This is a genomic window from Coleofasciculus chthonoplastes PCC 7420 (genome assembly GCF_000155555.1).
GTDB classification, from domain to species: Bacteria; Cyanobacteriota; Cyanobacteriia; order Cyanobacteriales; family Coleofasciculaceae; genus Coleofasciculus; species Coleofasciculus chthonoplastes_A.
The window spans coordinates 1-18,087 of the sequence record NZ_DS989856.1 but is presented as its reverse complement, the minus strand read 5'-3'; the positions used below and the strand labels follow the sequence as shown (position 1 = coordinate 18,087).

The following is an 18,087-nucleotide window of genomic DNA, read 5'->3' as shown; positions in this document are numbered from 1 at the left end:
GTTTTTTTGTTCAATTAGCTTTCTTTAACCAAAATGTCTCATTTCAGCAACATAAAAACTCAAATCCGCAACCTGACCTCTTTACAATCGGCGTTAACAGACCTGGGTGTCGATTGGAAAACAGGTCCTAGTCAAGTGCGTGGGTATCAAGGTCAAACCAGAACCGCCGAAGTGGTTATCGAACAAGAGAATAACTACGATGTTGGTTTTGCTTGGAATGGTAAAGAATACGAGCTAGTTGCTGACCTCCAATACTGGCAACAGCCGTTATCCGTAGAGGGTTTCCTCAACCGTATCACCCAGCGGTATGCGTTTCATACGGTAATGAATGAAACTGCCAAGCAAGGGTTTCAAGTTGCCCAACAAGAAAATAATCAAGACGGTTCAATCCGTTTAGTTGTCCAACGCTGGAGTGCGTAATGTCTGATTTCTCCCCGACACCAGAGCGTTCAGGGTTAGAACCCGAACTCGGTGGCGTCTTCCGAGATGCACCAGAGCGTTCAGGTTTAGAACCCGAACTCGGTGGTGAGCTGCGGCAGAAAGGTGTTTACGTCGATGAAATCACCTGTATTGGCTGTAAGCATTGTGCCCATACAGCTCACAATACATTTTACATCGAGCCAGATCATGGGCGAGCGCGTGCCTTTCGCCAAGATGGTGACCCAGAAGATTTAATCCAAGAAGCAATTGATACCTGTCCCGTTAATTGCATCAACTGGGTAGACTACACCGAACTCAAGCAACTAGAAGACGAGCGACAGTTTCAGGTTATTCCCGTGGCTGGATTTCCGATTGAGTCGGCTGTCGTGGCGACCAAAATGCGGCGCAAGAAAGCCCTTAAACAGTATAAGTCAAAAACACGCCCAAAACAATAGGCGGTTTGTTATTACGTCTTTGGTCTATAAATCCTCGATGGTTATTGCCATTGAGGTTTTTTATTATGTTTGTAGGGGCGCACGGCGTGCGCCCATCGGCAACAGCGTGCGTCCATCGGCAATAATTTTAGCCTATCGTTAGCCCAGTGTATATAACAGGATTTACACACAAACGCCATTTATGGTAGGGACACGGCATTGCCGTCTCCCTACAGGTAGCGCCTGTGCTTATATAAGTAATACATAGTTCACAAGGCGCACACCTTGCAGGGCGCACGTCGGTGCGCCCCTACGGTACGGGTTAATTGGGAACTGGAAATAATCTACACCTCCCCCTTATTGAAGCGGATGATTTTCGTTGAGCAGTTTTTCGATTCTCGCTTCATCGACTCTAGAGATAATGCGTTTCGACTCATGAATATCGCGGGTGGTTTTGGAGAGGCTTATGGTTGAGCCAACGGAGAAGACTAACCCCATTCCCATAAAGCCTTTTGTCCAGCTATCGACGGGTAGATATAAAATCCCGATACTCATAGCTGAGACAGAAATAATAAAAGAAGCCCAGGCTTGAAATACCCAAGCATTACTGTGGATTTGGTTGTTAAATGGTGATTCCATAGTCCCTTTCTTCATCAAACGTTGGTTAATTCAATTTACTCAAGGATAGGAATTACTTTTCTGATAACTTATGGGCAACGGGACAGTTTTTGGAGTTGCACAGGAATTGTATGACCCAAAGACTCGGAAAATCGTATCGACGATTCGTCTATTGTTGTGCCAGTTGAGAAATTGTTTAATTGTTCGCCATTTGTCCCTGGTAGGGGCGACCCGCCGCATTCAATTAACACCATCCAACCCTGAATGTAATCGGGTCGCCCTCCGCCGGGTATGGGGAATAATCGGACATCGCATCCATAAAAACAATGGTAGGGGCGACCCGCCGCATTTAATTAACACCATCCAACCTTTAATGTAATCGGGTCGCCCTCCGTCAGGTATGGGGAATAATCTGACACAACATTTAGACAAGGGCGAGTCGATACAGGTTAATTCTTACACCGAAAATTGATGCAGCGACTCGCCCCTACAGCCATGATAATCCCAATAATCCTGACAATCACGAGGCTAAACCCTAAACCTTTGGTGTTCTCGTAACCCGCCAGATTTAATTAACATTACCTAACCCTTATTTTATTGGGTTGCCCGGTATAAGATATGGGGAATAATCAGGAATCAGATACCTTGAAACCCTGGTAGGGGCGACCCGCCGGATTAAATTAACATTACCTAACCCTTATTTTATGGGGTTGCCCGGTATAAGATATGGGGAATAATCAGGAATCAGATACCTTGAAACCCTGGTAGGGGCGACCCGCCGCATTCAATTAACACCACCCAACCCTTATTTTATTGGGTTGTCCGGTATAAGATATAGGGAAGAATCAGGAATCAGATACATTGAAACCCTGGTAGGGGCAATAGCCGGATTCAATTAACATCACCAAACCCTTATTTTATTGGGTTGTCCGGTATAAGATATAGGGAAGAATCAGGAATCAGATACATTGAAACCCTGGTAGGGGCGACCCGCCGCATTCAATTAACATCACCCAACCTTTAATGGTATCGGGTCGCCCTCCGTCAGGTATCAGGAATGCGACACCTTGTCCATAAAAACAATGGTAGGGGCGACCCGCCGGATTAAATTAACACCACCTAACCTTTAATGGTATCGGGTCGCCCTCCGTCAGGTATCGGGAATGTGACACCTTGTCCATAAGAACAATGGTAGGGGCGACCCGCCGGATTAAATTAACACCACCTAACCCTTAATGGTATCGGGTCGCCCTCCGTCAGGTATCGGGAATTATCCAACACCTTGTCCATAAAAACAATGGTAGGGGCGACCCGCCGGATTAAATTAACACCACCTAACCTTTAATGGTATCGGGTCGCCCTCCGCCCGATATCGATGTGACACCGAATTGAGACAAGGGCGAGTCGATATAGGTTAATTCTCACACCGAACATTGATGCAGCGACTCGCCCCTACAACGGTGATAATTATAACAATCCCAATAATCCTGACAATGGATTCCATCGAAAATAAATATTGTGTGTTCTAATCCCACCCAACTCCCAAGGATTTATCATTATTTCTATATAAATAATAAAATCCTTTAAAATGACCACACTCAGTTTTTCAGATGACAAGAAATTCTCCACCGGGGATGGTTCAAATGCTGTTGGTATCGGAGACTATAACGGCGATGGACATCTGGATTTAGCTGTTGTTAACCGTCTTGCTAACAATGTTGCCATTCTTTTAGGCGATGGTACTGGAAACTTTGGCGTCGCCCCGTCATTGAACGTAGGAACTCAACCTTTCGATGTTGCTGTAGCTGACTTCAACGCCGATGGTAACCTGGACTTGGCAGTGACTAATCACGACTCCAACAACGTCTCGGTACTGTTGGGAAATGGAACTGGGGGGTTTAGTGCGGCGACGAACTTTGCTGTGGGGACTAAACCCGGTCAAATTGCTGTAGCGGACTTCAATGGGGATGGTAAACCTGACTTAGCTGTGGGAAACCATGGGTCTCACAATGTTTCTATATTGTTGGGGAATGGGTCAGGTGGCTTTAGTTCTGCGACCAATTTTGCTGCGGGGGGGACGAATCCTTTAACGATTATCACCGCTGATTTTAATGCCGATGGAAACCAGGATGTAGTTGTCAGACTTCCGGCAGAGAACAAAATTGCTGTTTTACTTGGCAATGGGTCAGGTGGTTTGGGCAGTCCTACTAAGTTTTCCACGGGGACGAATCCCAGTGGTTTAGCAGTGGAAGACTTTAACCAGGATGGGAATCTCGACCTCGCGGTAGCGAACTACGGCTCTCATAATGTCTCTATCCTATTAGGCAATGGGTCTGGTGGGTTGGGTTCTGCCACCGACTTTGCGGTAGGGACTAATCCTTATGTGTCGATTAGCGTGACTGACGTCAATGGTGATGGGAATTCAGATTTAGTTGTCCCCAACCTCTCCTCTGACAATGTTTCAATACTATTAGGCAATGGTAGTGGTAGCTTCAGCAATGCGATTAACTTCGGGGTGGGAGATGCACCTTATGGCATCGCTGTGGGAGATTTTAACGAAGATGGTAAACCCGATTTTGTCGTAGCTAATTATAACTCCGATAACGTTTCCCTACGCCTCAATACCACTAATTTCCCGCCTGTCGCGAATAACGATAACTTCACGACTGATGAAGATACGGCTATTTCCCTGAATCTATTGGCAAATGACAGCGATTTAGACACCAACGACACTCTCACAATTAGCGCTGTCGATACCGCCAATACTCAAGGCACCGTCCAAATTAATCCAGATAACACCGTTACCTACACTCCCGCCACGGCGTTTCAATCCCTGAGTGTGGGTGAAAGTATCACTGACCAATTTACCTATACCCTGGACGATGGCAATAACCATACCGCTACCGCAATAGTTTCTGTAACGGTTAACGGCATTAACGATAATCCCATCGCTAATAACGATACCGCCACTATCGATGAAGATACAGCTACGACTATTGCTGTTCTCGATAACGACAGTGATATCGAAAACGATACCGTAATAGTTTCTGGCGTTGATACCAATACTACTCAAGGTAGCGTCACCATCAACGCTGATGGCACAATTACCTATAATCCGAATACAGCGTTTCAAGACTTAGGCGCAGGGGAAACAGCAACAGACACTTTCACCTACACAATTACGGATGGAAACCAGGGAACCAATACCGCCACAGTCACCGTAACGATTACTGGGGTGAATGATGCGCCGATTCTCAGCACTATTAATAAACTGGGTAACGAAGATACGCCAATTTCTTTTAGTCAAACAGATTTTAGTAATGCTTTTAGTGACGTAGAAAGTGATAATCCTAGTCAAATCAAAATCCTGTCCCTTCCTGATGCGGGTATCTTAACCCTAAATGGCATAGCGGTTACGGCTGGACAAACGGTTGCTATTGCGGATGTCAATAGTCTCAGCTTTACGCCCAATCCTAATTTTCATGGCACAACTAGCTTCGGTTGGAATGCGTCTGATGGTACAATCTTTGCGGCTGGAGAAACGGTTAATATTACGGTCAATCCGGTTAATGATGCGCCTGTTGCCCAAAATGATAGCGTTACCACAGCGGCTGATACCGCGATTGGATTAAATCTCCTCAGTAATGATAGCGATGCGGATAACGATAGCCTGATTCTGGATAGTTTAGAGACGCAAAATACCTTAGGAACGGTTAACCAGAATGGGGATGGCACGATTACCTATACTCCTGATTCGGATTTCCAATCTTTAGCTGTTGGGGAAACGGTTACGGATACGTTTGAGTACAGTATCAGTGATGGAAATGGCGGGACAGATACAGCTAATGTCACGATAACGGTAACGGGAGTTAATGATGTACCGATTGCCGTAGATGATAGTGCGACAACCAGTGAAAATGGGGCAATTACGCTTAATCTATTAAATAATGATAGTGATGCAGATGATAGTGACAGTATCAGTATCGCGAGTTTAGATACCACTCAAACACAGGGAAGTGTAACCTTAAATACAGATGGTACAGTTACCTATAATCCCGGTACAGCGTTTCAGTCATTAGTAGCTGGGGAAACGGCGACAGATACGTTTAGTTACAGCATAAGTGATGGGAATGGTGGGAGTGATACGGCGGTTGTTACGGTAACAGTCACCGGAATTGATGAACCGGATATTCCCGTTTCCTTTAGCGATGCCACAAATTTTGCTGTGGGGGATAATCCTGAAGGATCGGGTATGGGGATAGCGGATTTCAATCTAGATGGAAATCTGGATATTGCTGTAGCCAATTACAATTCCCACAATGTTTCAGTAATCTTTGGAAATGGCTTAGGCGGTTTTGGTGCTGCTAGAAACTTTAGCACCCTAGCTAATCCTATATCCGTTGGCGTAGGAGACTTCAATGGTGATAACCAACCGGATTTTGCTGTCACGAGTAATAAAGATGGCAAGGTTTCTGTGCATTTAGGAGATGGCGCTGGTGGATTTAGTTGGACTACCAACTTTACTGTAGGTACGAATCCCCGACAAGTTGCAGTGGGAGACTTTAACTTAGACAACAAATTAGACTTGGCGGTTACTAATTGGACTTCTAATAGCGTTTCTGTACTATTAGGCAATGGGTTGGGTGGCTTTAGCGCGGCTAATAACTTTGGCGTAGGCACAAATCCTTGGGGTATTGCTGTCGCTGACTTTAATGGAGATAGCTACCCAGATTTTGTCGTATCAAACTATAGTTCTAATACCGTTTCTGTAAGATTGGGAAATGGGTCAGGTAATTTCAGTACAGCAACTAATTTTAGCGTAGGAACGAATCCCTTTGGTGTTTCTGTTGGAGACTTTAATGCAGATAGAAAACTCGATATCGCTGTTGCTAATCAGGGTTCCGATAACGTCTCAATTTTATTCGGAAATGGGTCAGGGGGTTTTGGTGTGGCGACTCACTTTGCCGCAGGAACTGGAACCCGTGATCTTACTGTTGCCGACTTTAATGCCGATGGGAAGTTAGATATCGCCACAGCCAATGCACTTGCCAATAATGTTTCAATTTTGTTAGGAAATGGGTTGGGCAATTTTAGTGAAACAATTCAAGTGGATGTAGGGACTAATCCTATAGGTATTAATATCGGCGATTTCAATAACGACAGCAAACCTGACATCGCTGTAGCCAACAGAGACTCCGATAACATCTCTATTCTTCTCAATACCAGTAACTTTCCTCCCATCGCCCAAAACGATACCATTACCACGGATGAAAATACGCCGCTAATTTTCAATCCCCTAACCAATGACCAAGAACCCGATGGCGATAGTCTCACCATTGACCGCTTGAAAACAAATACAACCCAAGGAATTGTCACCCTTAACCCAGATGGAACAATTACCTACAATCCCGATACTGCGTTCAACTATTTAACCACACAAGAAACAGCGACTGACACATTTGATTACGTGGTGAGTGATAGCACCGGACGCACGAATACGGCTACTGTTAGCGTTACTATTACCGGGATTAATGATGCGCCTACACTGAGTTCATTTAACAAAATAGGTCAAGAAGATAGTGCGATTACCTTCACCGATACTGACTTTATCAATGCCTATAGTGACCCAGAAGGCGATAACTTTACCGCCATCAAACTGCTTTCCTTACCTCAAAATGGCACATTAACCCTGAACGGTAATCCGGTTGGTGAGGAAGCAAGCGGTGAGGGCGCAAGCGGTGAGGGCGCAAGCGGTGAGGAAGCAAGCGGTGAGGAAGCAAGCGGTGAGGGCGCAAGCGGTGAGGGCGCAAGCCTTGCGCCCCTACAGAATGGCTATATCTCAATTACTGATTTAAATTCCCTCACCTTTACCCCCGATGCTAACTATAACGGTAATACCAGTTTTGTCTGGAATGCTTCCGATGGCACCAACTATTCAACGGGAACAACGGTTAATTTAATCATCAATCCCGTTAATGATTCTCCTGTCGCTATTGCTGATAACGCCACGACTGAAGAAGATACTCCAATTAGTATTGATATCCTCAGTAATGATAGTGATATCCTGGATGGCGATACCTTATATATCGATACTTTTGATATCTTCTCCACCAACGGGGGGACAATTACTCGTGATCAACGGGGAACTCCTAATGATTCAACCGACGACTATCTTCTCTATACTCCCGCCGCTGGATTTAGTGGCGAGGATTCCTTTAATTACACGATTACTGATGGACAAGATACGGATACCGCTACCGTTACTATTACCGTTAATCCGGTTAGCAACTTAACCCTATTTGGTACAGCGAATAACGACACCCTCACCGGGGGAAATGGCGAGGATCTCATATTTGGCGAAGCCGGGGATGATGAATTACACGGGGGTACAGCCAATGACTTCCTCAGTGGCGGCGACGATGATGATCAGCTTTTTGGTGATGCCGGAGATGATATCCTCATGGGAGAAGCTGGACGCGATCGCATTGAAGGGGGAGTCGGACATGATACGGTAGAAGGCGGCGACGGTAATGACCAACTATTCGGCAATTCTGGTGATGATATCCTATTCGGTAATAGTGGAGAAGATATCATACGCGGTGATGAGGATAATGATATCCTCTATGGCGGAGGCGATCGCGATCGCTTATTTGGTGATACGGGAAATGATTTTCTCCTGGGAGAAGGTGACGCGGATATCCTCGTTGGCGGAGACGGCGATGATACCCTCGATGGCGGCGCTGGCGCGGATAAAGCTTATGGGAATAATGGGGCGGATCAGTTTATTTTACGAGTTGGAGAGGGAAGCGATACTATCTTTGACTTTAACCCTGGGGAAGATGTTTTAGGGTTAGCCGGAGGGTTAAGTTTTGATCAGCTTAATCTGATGGGTATGGGGAGTACCACCTTCATTCGGATGAAGGGGAGTGGGGAAGTCTTAGCCATGTTAATCGGCGTACAAGCCAATCAAGTCAGTGTAGCCGATTTTGTCGTGGTTTAGGAATTATGCGATCGCGTCGATTCTATCAAAATTGCCACACCAACCCAAACCGTAGGGGTTTAGTTTCCATTCCCCCTGTCTTTACAATAGGAGTAAATGAGTCTAAAGTTTACCCGATGGCTGTTGTTATTCCCGATGAAGTTCTGAACATCGCCCAACTCTCCGATGTAGAGATGTTACAAGAAATTGCCATTCTGCTGTTTCAGCAGGAACGCTTGACATTAGCGCAAGCCAGTCGATTGGCTTCTTTGCCCCGTTTACATTTTCAAAAGCTGCTCGCAAGTCGTCAGATTCCTGTGCATTATGATGTGCCGGAATTGGATGCTGAGGTGACAATGATGCGGGAGATGGGTTATCTTTGACTATTGTTAGTAATACCTCACCGATTACCAATTTAGCCGCGATCGCACAGCTTGATCTACTCTACCAACTCTACGGCACAATTCTGATTCCACAAGCCGTTTACGCAGAACTGACAAGGTTTAATGTACCAGGAACTTTTTTAGATGCTTTAATCAATGAAGCGGGTTTTTGGATGACTAATAATCTTTACCAACGAATTTTACAAATTGCTCAAGAATAATTGCCTACCCAAAAATACTGTAGGGGCGACTTGCCGGACATTGGTGTCAACTTAAGCTCAACCCCTCACCCCCAGCCCCTCTCCCACGCCGGGGAGAGGGGAGCAAGAGAATCCGATTCCCCTTCTCCCCACGGTGGGAGAAGGGGTTAGGGGATGAGGGGGAAATGCCGAGAAGTAGATAGACACAGCTTAAAACCTTACCAGCATTGCTTTTCTACCTTAAGTTGACACCAATGCTTGCCGCATTTAACGCTCTATAATACATCTGCAAACGCGGGACGCAATTTCTGATAACACCAAAGCCCCACACCAAACACTACCCCAGAAACGCCAAACGCGACTGCCCATTCTAACCCATGTTCCACTGAACCCAGTAATACTAAATCCCGATAAACCTGAGCAATCACCGCTAGAGGATTCAACCAAAATACCCAATCCCGTAAGTGTTCGGGAATCACCGAAGCGGGATAGACAATCGGCGTCATATAAAACCAAAGATTCAAAATCACCCCTAACGTTTGGGGAATATCTCGCAAAAATACGGTTAACCCAGCAGCCAAATATCCTAATCCGGCGGTTAATAACAACTGGGTTAACCACACTAAAGGCAATAACGCTAATGTGGCATGTAATGTTCCTGAAGATATAGCCACTAACACAATCAACGCGGCTAACCCTAAGGCACTTTCAATAAATGTCGATAATACGGGAACCAGTGGTAATAGTGCCAAGGGAAACACCACCTTTTTTACCAAATTGGGTTGTCCGACTACCGAACCCGCTGATTGGGTTAACCCGCCAGTAAAGGCAATCCACGGCAATAACCCGGCAAACAACCATAAGCCAAAGGCAATATTGTTATCCGCAGGTAATCCTTTCAGACTTAGCTTCACCTTCAGGACAATGGAAAACACGTAGGTATAAATCAGCAACTGCGAGAGTTGATTGAGGAGGGGCCACAAATTCCCCAATACCGAACCCTTATACCGTGCTTCCAAATCCCGGCGAACTAATGTTCGTAGTAGGTCAAATTTGACCCACCACTGTTCGTTTATGGGCAACCAGCGTCTAATTTTACCAACTTTCCGAATTACGCCGAGCATTAATTTTAATATCTCGTATTACTTCAAACTATCCTAAACCGAATGGTACGCTGCTTAAGGCTGGTGGGCAATGCCCACCTTACGGTATATCTGAACCCCACCCTAACCCTCCCCTTATCAAGGGGAGGGAACTGGAATTCATAACTGTCTCCTCATGCCCCCAGAAAAAGGCGAAAGTTTCTGGTTAAGTGCTACAGTCCTGGCAACAGTGGCGGTAAAATACACATCTGGTGTTTCAGGAGAAGCCATAAGCCTTGCAGCAATTATTACAGATTTCTCGACTCATTGATGCCTTCAACGAATGGGTTGGTCGCCTAACCTACTGGCTAGTATTATTAATGATCGCGATCGGTACCTGGAATGTCGCCGGACGCTATATTGGCTATTTCGTCGGTCAAAACCTGAGTTCCAATGCCTTTATTGAAGGGCAATGGTATTTATTTGACTTGGTATTCCTCTTGGGTGCCGCTTACGCCCTGCGCCATGATGAACACGTCCGGGTGGATGTGTTCCATAAAAGTTGGTCACCGAAATGGAAAGCCCTAGCTGATTTAATCGGCACCGTGTTATTCTTAATTCCCTTTTGTTTAATGGTGATTTATTTCTCCTGGGGAACCATTCTCAATTCCTGGGCAATTCGGGAAATGTCTCCTGATCCGGGGGGATTACCCCGCTATCCGATCAAATCCATGATTATTGTCAGCTTTGTCCTCTTGATTCTGCAAGGGATTTCCCAAGGGATTAAAAACTGGGCAATTTTCACAGGCTATCTCACACCCCAGGAGGAACATCATGACGCTGGATTATGAATGGCTAGGTCCGCTGATGTTTGCCGGGGCGCTGGTATTTCTGTCCCTAGGCTATCCTGTGGCATTCTCTCTGGGAGGCGTTGCGATCGCCTTTGCGATTATTGGTGTGAGTTTGGGTGTCTTTGACCCTATCTTCCTCACTGCCATGCCTCAGCGCATTTTTGGGATTATGGCAAATTATACCCTATTGGCAATCCCTTATTTTATTTTCTTGGGTTCCATGCTAGAAAAATCTGGCATTGCTGAACGCCTGTTAGAAACTATGGGGATTTTGTTCGGGCGTCTGCGGGGGGGACTTGCCTTAGCTGTAGTATTAGTCGGGGCGCTATTAGCCGCAACTACTGGGGTTGTCGCTGCAACCGTAGTGGCAATGGGACTGATTTCTTTACCGATTATGTTGCGCTACGGCTATGATAAACGGTTAGCAACGGGAGTAATTGCGGCATCGGGGACATTGGGACAGATTATCCCGCCGAGTGTCGTGTTAGTTGTATTAGCGGATCAATTAGGAATTTCTGTCGGGGACTTATTTATTGGATCTCTGATTCCCGGTTTATTAATGACCACCGCTTTTGCGGTACATGTACTGATTGTGGCATGGTTAAAACCCAGCGCTGCACCGGCTTTACCTGCTGAGGTTCGTGACATTGGCGGGAAAGCTTTAGGACGCCGGGTTCTGTTTGCCATGGTTCCACCGTTATTATTAATTCTGTTAGTCTTAGGCAGTATCTTTTTTGGCTTTGCCACACCAACCGAAGCTGGGGCGGTGGGGTGTGTAGGCGCGATGGTACTCGCTGCAGCTAATCGTCAGTTAAGCTGGTTATCGTTACGCCAAGCCTGTGATGCCACGCTACGAATTACCAGCATGGTGATTTTTATCCTACTGGGTTCTACGGCGTTTAGTTTAGTCTTTCGCGGGTTAAATGGCGATCAGTTTATGTTTGATATTCTCGCCAATTTACCCGGAGGTCAGATTGGCTTTCTGGCAGTGAGTATGGTAACGGTTTTTATTTTAGGCTTTTTTATTGACTTTTTTGAAATTGCCTTTATTATCGTTCCCTTGTTTACTCCTGTAGCGCAATCTCTAGACGTGAATCTTGTCTGGTATGGGGTTATTTTGGGGGCGAATCTGCAAACCTCCTTTCTCACACCGCCCTTTGGCTTTGCCCTGTTTTACTTACGGGGTGTCGCCCCACCGGAGGTGAAGACAACGGAGATTTACTGGGGGGTAATTCCATTTATTTTGCTTCAGGCGCTAATTGTTGTGTTGATTATTGCGTTCCCGGAGTTAGTTAGTTTTCTTCCTTCGTTGAGTCGTTAATCGCCAAATGATGATACAGCAGATTTGGTGGTTGATGAGGTACAGTATCGGTGGGGAGGGCGGGTTTTGTTTTTCCGTTATCGGTGGATATCTGAATTGATTCCCTAAACCCGCCCCTACAATTGTCCCTAAACCCGCCCCTACAGTTTTCGGCTTTGTGCAGCAAGCCCTAAATAGATTTATCGGTATCTTTGATCCGCCTTTTCCTATCAATCTGATCGGTTGTGAAGGGCGAATTTTATTCAAGCCTGAACGCTTTTAAATAAAATACCTAAAATTTTATGTATATCTTTAATGTAATAATTGCTCAAGTCGATACAGATATCAGCATTCTCTAACTTTAGAAACTTCCAAATATCTCCTGTCGTTACCGCTCCATAAATCGTCTGAATATCATTTTCTTCCTGCTGATTAAATAACTGGGCTGCTAACATTGCTGCCGCACACTGTCCCAATCCACCTTTAATGTTTTCATTCTTAGCTTCTACAATAATCGCCACCGGAGCATTAATTGTCAGTTGCTCTTTAAAGCGACTGATAATAAAATCACAATACCCATTTAACCCTTTTTCCAAATCAACATTAAAATCTGAACCTGAGAATAAACTAATTTGATAATTGACTCTTCTTCTCAACTCCAATAGAATCGGTGTAATTATCATTTCTGATCGGGCTTTTTCTGTATTAATTGCCAGAGCCAGTTCAACTGTTTCCGCTAAAGTAGCGGCGAGCGATTCACTCGGCTGTAGGGGTTCTACAGTGACAAATAAATTAGATTCTTCATCAATCCGTAAATTAAACGCTTTCTTAAATTTACTTAATGTAGTAAAGTCACTATAAGCCATTTTTAGCGCCTCAATTCGCCAAGCATTTTAAGCTGTTATGCATTTAAATATTGTTATTAAGCAGTGCCTACCTACTTAAGCTTTAAATGCCGAACAGTTTATTGTTATCGCCACAGGAATCGCTCTAAGGGAACTAACCGCATGAGTTCTCGCCCTAAACGTTGATACAGGGGAATCCGTTCTGAATAGATTTTGGCATATCCTGTGGCTCCCGGATAGAGTTTACCATCACTATTATCCACAACAATTTCCACTTGGGCGATGGGTTGGGGTTGGGAGGGTTCATGCTGGATTTGGGGCAGAATTCGTTGTACGGTGGCGGTGTAGGGTCTTAGTTTAGCTTGGCGGGGACGGAAGGTAACGGGTTTGTGGTTTTCCACATATTCTAAGTCTTCTTCCTTGATGTCTACCGTGGCGGTGAGGCTGCTGAGTTCAGCAATTTCTAGGAGGAAGTCTTCGGTGGGTTTGAGTTCTTGATTTTGCCGCAAGTCTAAATCATTGGTGAGGATAACCCCGGCAATGGGAGAACGTAGGGTAAGATTTTGTTTAAGGGTTTTTAGTTCAGATAAGCGGTTTTTAAGCGTCGCGATCGCTTGTTGTTGAGTTATCATTTGGGATTCCGCCTGGGCAATCATTTCAGAGGCGTCAATGGCGGCAAATTGAGACGCGGTTTCGGTTTGTAAGTCACGGGCGGTGTCGGTTTGGTTTTGTTTGGCGGCGGCGATTTCTTGGGTTTTGGCGACTAGATTACTTTCAACGTTATGCAGTTCACTTTCGACTTCATCCCGGCGGTTGCGGGAAATTGCGCCTTGTTCGTAGAGTTGGTGATAGCGTTGTAGTTTTTCCTGGAGTTCGGGGATGCGTTCTTGCAGGCGTTGACGTTGGGTGTTTAAGACTTGAATGTCGGGGGTGAGTTTACCTTGGGTGAGGGCTTTGGCGCGTAGGCTTTCTCGACGGGTTTTTGCTATCATCGCTTCGGCTATGGCTTGGACTTCTACCAGTTGGGCTTCGGCGCGGATGCGTTGTTTCTGGGCGTTGTCTAAGACTTGATGGGCTTGGACGAGTTGTTGTTCGATGGTGGCGATTTCTCGGTCTAATTCTAAACTGGATAATTGTGCCAGAATTTGTCCGGGTTGGACGGTTTGTCCGGGTTTGACGTAGATTTTTGTAATGATTCCGGCTATGGGTGTGCGGACAATGCTTCTGGCGCCTTGGCGGGTTTCGAGTTCGACGGAACCGCCGACTTCAAAGGAGGTGGGGATGAGGCTGATTAGGCTTAAGCTGGTGGCGATGGTGAGGAGGATGGCGATTTGTTTTAGGGGGAGGTGGGGTTTGCTGGTTGGGGGGGCGAGTTGTAGGGGTTGGGAGGGGTTCATGGTGGTTAGGGGTTGGGGTTGGGGCTTTTTTTGAAACGCAGAGGTTCGCAGAGGGAAGCGCAGAGGTTCGCAGAGGGGTTTAGGGGAGGGATTTTTTGGTTTGTTTTTCTTGTCTGTGTGTACCTCGGTTGGTTTTTGGGGGAAGTAGTAGTAAATTGCCCAAAGGGTGAGTAGGGTAATTGTCCAGAAGGGGATGTTGGTTAATGTCCAATTTGTGATTAGGGTGAAGATGCTACTGAAGACGAAGAGGATATAGAGGAGGCTGAAGGGGGCGTAAGTGGCGAGGATTAGGCGATTGTGGCGGGGTTCGGGGCTGGGGTGTCTGCGTAGTAGGTTTCTATAAAATTGGAAGGAACGAGTGCGGAGGTTGTTGATTCCGGTGAGGGCGACGGCGAGGTAGTAGCCGTCAAATTTGGCTAGGGGATTCAGGTTGAGGGCGATGGTAAAGAGTGCGGCTACCATGAGGAGATAGCTGGCGGTGGCTAACCAATTGGCTGAGGATTGCCATAACCAGAAGGCGGTGGCGGCGATAATTAGTTGACAAATAATACCTGCGCCGACGACTAAGATTCGTTTAAATCGCGAGAGACAATAGGAGTCTGTGGTATTGGTATAAGCGGCGGGCATTAAAAACATGAATAGTAGCCCGAATTCGGGGACAATGCCTTTGTAATGTTTCAGGGTAAAGGCGTGTCCAAGTTCGTGTAGGGTGACGACTAACATGGCGAGTAGGGCAAAGGGGAATAGTAGAGAAATGCCCTGATTTGCGACTAATTGTTGTCCGGTGAGGAGAATTTCGGGACGTTGGGATAAACCAATGAAGAGTGAAAAGGCTAAAAAAAAGCACAGGATGAGACCAATTGAACGAGTCCAAATCCAGTGCAGTTTAGTGATATGTCGAGTTAACCAAGTGTCGGGATTAAAGAGGGGAACTTTGAAAAAGAGGAGTTGTAGCGGGGTGAATTTTCGTTTGGCAGGTTTGGCGGGTTGGGTTCCGGTTAACATCCCGGTGGCGGTGAGGAGTTGTAGGAGATAGCGGAGTTGTTCAAGGGTTAGGTTATTGTTTTTGGCGATATCGGCGGGGGGATGTTTTCCTAGTTGGTTGATGGCGGCTTTACTGGGAGAATCAACTTGGAGAAAGGTGATATCTTCGGGATTGCGTAGTATCCAGTAGCCATCGGAGTGGGGAATCCATTGAACGCAGGATTTGAGTTGAAGTTTGAGGGGATTGGCGGGGTGAGAATTTGGCTGGTGTTCTGTGTTGTCGGTGTCTACTATCTGATTATCTAGCTGTGGCTGGGAAGGGTTGGGGTTGGGAATTTCTCTGCCATTGTTTATGTTTTGCCCTCTGTCTGTTTCAACGGGTGGGTTGGGTGTAATGGATTCATCTGATGTGAGAATGCCAATGGTAATCAGTTTTTGCCATAAATCCAGGATAAAATTCGGGGAAATGGCTGAACTATATTTTTTCTGACATTGCTGTTGAAGTTGAGTAACCGTGAAATTTCCGGTGAAATGGCTGAGGGCGTAAACCTCGGCTGGAGATAGGGGAAAATAACGATTATCGTGGCGCGATCGCAGAGTATACTGTTTGGATGACGCCTGTTGGCTGAGTTGCCAGTGGGGACTGATGTCTGGACATATCCAGTCCTGTTGTTCTTTGGCTGTGAGTTCGTTTCCAACCTGCATGATGTTTGTCGTAGATGCCTATTTGCAGGGTAAACGGAACTGTTAAGGGAAATCAATCACTTTTTAATAAATTTATCAAATCTTTAAGCAGAGACTTACGGGGTTCTACGCTAAATGGCTGAAATGGGGAGTTTACCGTTTCCGTAATTTCACGGAGAACAGGCTGGCGTGATATAGCAACCGCCAAGCGGTTAGGACACATCATTCTTGTAGAGACGCGCCATGGCGCGTCTCTATCAATGTGCTAAGACTTTCCTAGGGTGGGTTAAGTTAAAAACTGTAACATTTACGACTTATTGCTGAGAGTCAGGAAAAAGTTACCGGCTTTATGTAAACTTTATCAAAAACTACAGACAAAGCTTATTCTTTCGGTATAGGATAGTGAACAAGCTAGAGTTTTATTCAGTTGATTTTCCCTTCAACTTAATACGTTTTCTGTCCGAGTTTGCTGCTGGCAATTGCCGCTCTATTCAGTAACCCGATTTGCTGGACAATTTGTTAACCTTGACTGGCAGCAGCGTTTGGGGTTCAGCGTGCTTATCCAGTGTTTCCTTAAGTCATCGTCATAATTGTCGGCTTGGCTAAAGTCGAACTTGCCTGCCCATTTGAATGGGTTTAACCCCTTAGCTAATCAGAACATCATAAGCTGTCATGCATTTAAATTAGTATTAGTAGCGAGCAAGATGCAAAGCCTGCGGCATGGCTTCGCTTAACGCACTACAAGGCTTTCGCCATTATTGACATTAAGGTTTAAATGCCGAACAGCTTAGAGATTTTGCCGCTTGGCTTAATCGGTAATTTTACCTGCACAATTCCACAAAAGGGTCATCTATGTCTTGGTTTAATTTTTCATCAAAGAAACGTCCTGCTGCTCAAGGCTTTACGTCGAAAAAGAAGCGTCAGGAGTTACCACAAGCCTTTATATTAGAACCGATTTTAACGCCCAGTGGTGTATTGGATGGCACGGATAATCCCATAGATATCGTGGATATCGATATCTCGGCTGACCAAATTGCTGATATTGATATCCCGGAGTTTGAGGAAGGGTTTGAAACTATTTCAGATAATGATTTAGACGAGATTGCCTTTGTCACGTCGGTTGAAGGAGAGGAAACCTTAGAGGAGATTCCCTTTGTTACCTCACTGGATGACGTGGCGGAAAGTGAAGCCACGGATGAGGCGCTGACGGACGAAACGCTGTTAAGTGAATCGCTATTAACTGGGTTAGATAGTTCGAGTGTGACCTTTGAATCCGGTGTATTTACGGTTGGACAAACAGGGGACGTTAGTGTTGATTTCCTCTTTGATGGTGGGGGATATGAAGGTGAACTCGCTGTCTTTAGTTTAGAGGGGATGGAGGAGTTTGAACCGGGTTCGGAGGCGTTTATTCAGGAAGCGGCGTCTCGTGCGTTGAGTGATTCAGAATTAGGTCATGTGGTGATTAGTGACCAAACCGAAGGGGCGCGGTTCGTTGGTGAATTAGGAGAAAGTGACCGAAATTCTGGAGAGTATTTGGGAGTTAAAACAGTCCAAATGCGTCCAGGGGATGAGTTTGGCTTCATGCTGGTTCCCAATAATACAGTGCAACGGGTGTTTGATAATCCCGATGTGGGAGGGGCGGCGCGTCCCCTATTTTCTATGGCGACAGCGAATCCAGATGATGCGTTTCATGTCGGGCAAATTGCCGATGTCACCGGGGATGGAAGTACCTTTGTGATGGAAGATTTGCGGGTGGATACCCAGTCGGATGGGGATTATAACGATGTTATTTTCCAGGTGCGCGGGGCGACGGGTGAAGCGGCTTTAATGGATGAGGTGATTGAGTCTGGAAAGGATTGGCGGGAGACGGATTTGGGTCAAGCGTTGATTGATTATGCCGAACCTTATAT

Annotated in this window: 11 protein-coding genes and 1 pseudogene; 8 read left to right on the top strand and 4 right to left on the bottom strand. The window is 45.9% G+C overall.

Annotated elements, in window-relative coordinates; genetic code table 11:
• Nucleotides 1-33 precede the first annotated feature (33 nt).
• Nucleotides 34-420, top strand: coding sequence for a DUF1257 domain-containing protein (locus tag MC7420_RS21200; protein ID WP_006102858.1), 387 nt, complete (start codon nucleotides 34-36; stop codon nucleotides 418-420).
• Nucleotides 420-875 (top strand): ferredoxin, encoded by a 456-nt coding sequence (locus tag MC7420_RS21195; RefSeq protein WP_006102958.1) that lies wholly within the window; start codon nucleotides 420-422, stop codon nucleotides 873-875. Before MC7420_RS21200 ends, MC7420_RS21195 begins: the two co-directional genes overlap by 1 nt.
• Nucleotides 876-1,211: 336 nt before the next feature.
• On the opposite strand, the gene MC7420_RS21190 is transcribed toward MC7420_RS21195, so the two are convergent.
• On the bottom strand, nucleotides 1,212-1,493 hold the full coding sequence (locus MC7420_RS21190) for a YiaA/YiaB family inner membrane protein (RefSeq protein WP_006102895.1): 282 nt from the start codon (nucleotides 1,491-1,493) through the stop codon (nucleotides 1,212-1,214).
• Nucleotides 1,494-3,060: 1,567 nt separating this feature from the next.
• On the opposite strand from MC7420_RS21190, the gene MC7420_RS35520 reads away from it, so the two are divergent.
• The 3 genes and pseudogenes from MC7420_RS35520 to MC7420_RS40100 form a co-directional block, all read left to right on the top strand.
• Entirely contained in the window at nucleotides 3,061-8,472 is a 5,412-nt protein-coding gene (locus MC7420_RS35520) for an Ig-like domain-containing protein (protein WP_006103016.1), read from the top strand.
• 116 nt (nucleotides 8,473-8,588) lie between these two features.
• Nucleotides 8,589-8,834, top strand: a complete 246-nt coding sequence (locus MC7420_RS21175) for a UPF0175 family protein (RefSeq protein ID WP_044208752.1) — start codon at nucleotides 8,589-8,591, stop codon at nucleotides 8,832-8,834.
• Nucleotides 8,831-8,971 (top strand): annotated as a pseudogene (locus tag MC7420_RS40100) (DUF3368 domain-containing protein); the annotation flags it as partial. The gene MC7420_RS21175 and the pseudogene MC7420_RS40100, both read left to right, overlap by 4 nt.
• Before the next feature lie 338 nt (nucleotides 8,972-9,309).
• Here the strand turns inward: MC7420_RS40100 and MC7420_RS21165 are convergent.
• Nucleotides 9,310-10,158, bottom strand: coding sequence for an ABC transporter permease (locus tag MC7420_RS21165; protein WP_006102877.1), 849 nt, complete (start codon nucleotides 10,156-10,158; stop codon nucleotides 9,310-9,312).
• 254 nt (nucleotides 10,159-10,412) lie between these two features.
• Between MC7420_RS21165 and MC7420_RS21160 the strand changes: the two genes are divergently transcribed.
• On the top strand, nucleotides 10,413-10,967 hold the full coding sequence (locus MC7420_RS21160; RefSeq protein ID WP_006103032.1) for a TRAP transporter small permease subunit: 555 nt from the start codon (nucleotides 10,413-10,415) through the stop codon (nucleotides 10,965-10,967).
• Nucleotides 10,951-12,288, top strand: a complete 1,338-nt coding sequence (locus tag MC7420_RS21155; RefSeq protein ID WP_006102978.1) for a TRAP transporter large permease — start codon at nucleotides 10,951-10,953, stop codon at nucleotides 12,286-12,288. The genes MC7420_RS21160 and MC7420_RS21155 overlap by 17 nt, the downstream gene beginning before the upstream one ends.
• Nucleotides 12,289-12,530: 242 nt before the next feature.
• Here the strand turns inward: MC7420_RS21155 and MC7420_RS21150 are convergent, their stop codons facing one another.
• Nucleotides 12,531-13,133 (bottom strand): hypothetical protein, encoded by a 603-nt coding sequence (locus MC7420_RS21150; RefSeq protein WP_006103076.1) that lies wholly within the window; start codon nucleotides 13,131-13,133, stop codon nucleotides 12,531-12,533.
• A 104-nt stretch (nucleotides 13,134-13,237) separates the two neighbouring features.
• Nucleotides 13,238-16,198 carry an efflux RND transporter periplasmic adaptor subunit gene (locus tag MC7420_RS36260; RefSeq protein ID WP_006102824.1) on the bottom strand — a complete coding sequence of 987 codons (2,961 nt, stop codon included), beginning with the start codon at nucleotides 16,196-16,198 and terminating at the stop codon, nucleotides 13,238-13,240.
• Nucleotides 16,199-17,029: 831 nt separating this feature from the next.
• Between MC7420_RS36260 and MC7420_RS21140 the strand changes: the two genes are divergently transcribed.
• The coding region (locus MC7420_RS21140) for a DUF4114 domain-containing protein (protein ID WP_006102890.1) at nucleotides 17,030-18,087 on the top strand (1,058 nt) is incomplete at its 3' end.

Bases quoted from the DNA above. Each gene is read 5' to 3' on its own strand.
- MC7420_RS35520 (WP_006103016.1), top strand. From the start codon at position 3,061: ATGACCACACTCAGTTTTTCAGATGACAAGAAATTCTCCACCGGGGAT.
- MC7420_RS21165 (WP_006102877.1), bottom strand. From the start codon at position 10,158: ATGCTCGGCGTAATTCGGAAAGTTGGTAAAATTAGACGCTGGTTGCCC.
- MC7420_RS21150 (WP_006103076.1), bottom strand. From the start codon at position 13,133: ATGGCTTATAGTGACTTTACTACATTAAGTAAATTTAAGAAAGCGTTT.
- MC7420_RS21200 (WP_006102858.1), top strand. From the start codon at position 34: ATGTCTCATTTCAGCAACATAAAAACTCAAATCCGCAACCTGACCTCT.
- MC7420_RS21155 (WP_006102978.1), top strand. From the start codon at position 10,951: ATGACGCTGGATTATGAATGGCTAGGTCCGCTGATGTTTGCCGGGGCG.
- MC7420_RS21190 (WP_006102895.1), bottom strand. From the start codon at position 1,493: ATGGAATCACCATTTAACAACCAAATCCACAGTAATGCTTGGGTATTT.
- MC7420_RS36260 (WP_006102824.1), bottom strand. From the start codon at position 16,198: ATGCAGGTTGGAAACGAACTCACAGCCAAAGAACAACAGGACTGGATA.
- MC7420_RS21195 (WP_006102958.1), top strand. From the start codon at position 420: ATGTCTGATTTCTCCCCGACACCAGAGCGTTCAGGGTTAGAACCCGAA.
- MC7420_RS21175 (WP_044208752.1), top strand. From the start codon at position 8,589: ATGGCTGTTGTTATTCCCGATGAAGTTCTGAACATCGCCCAACTCTCC.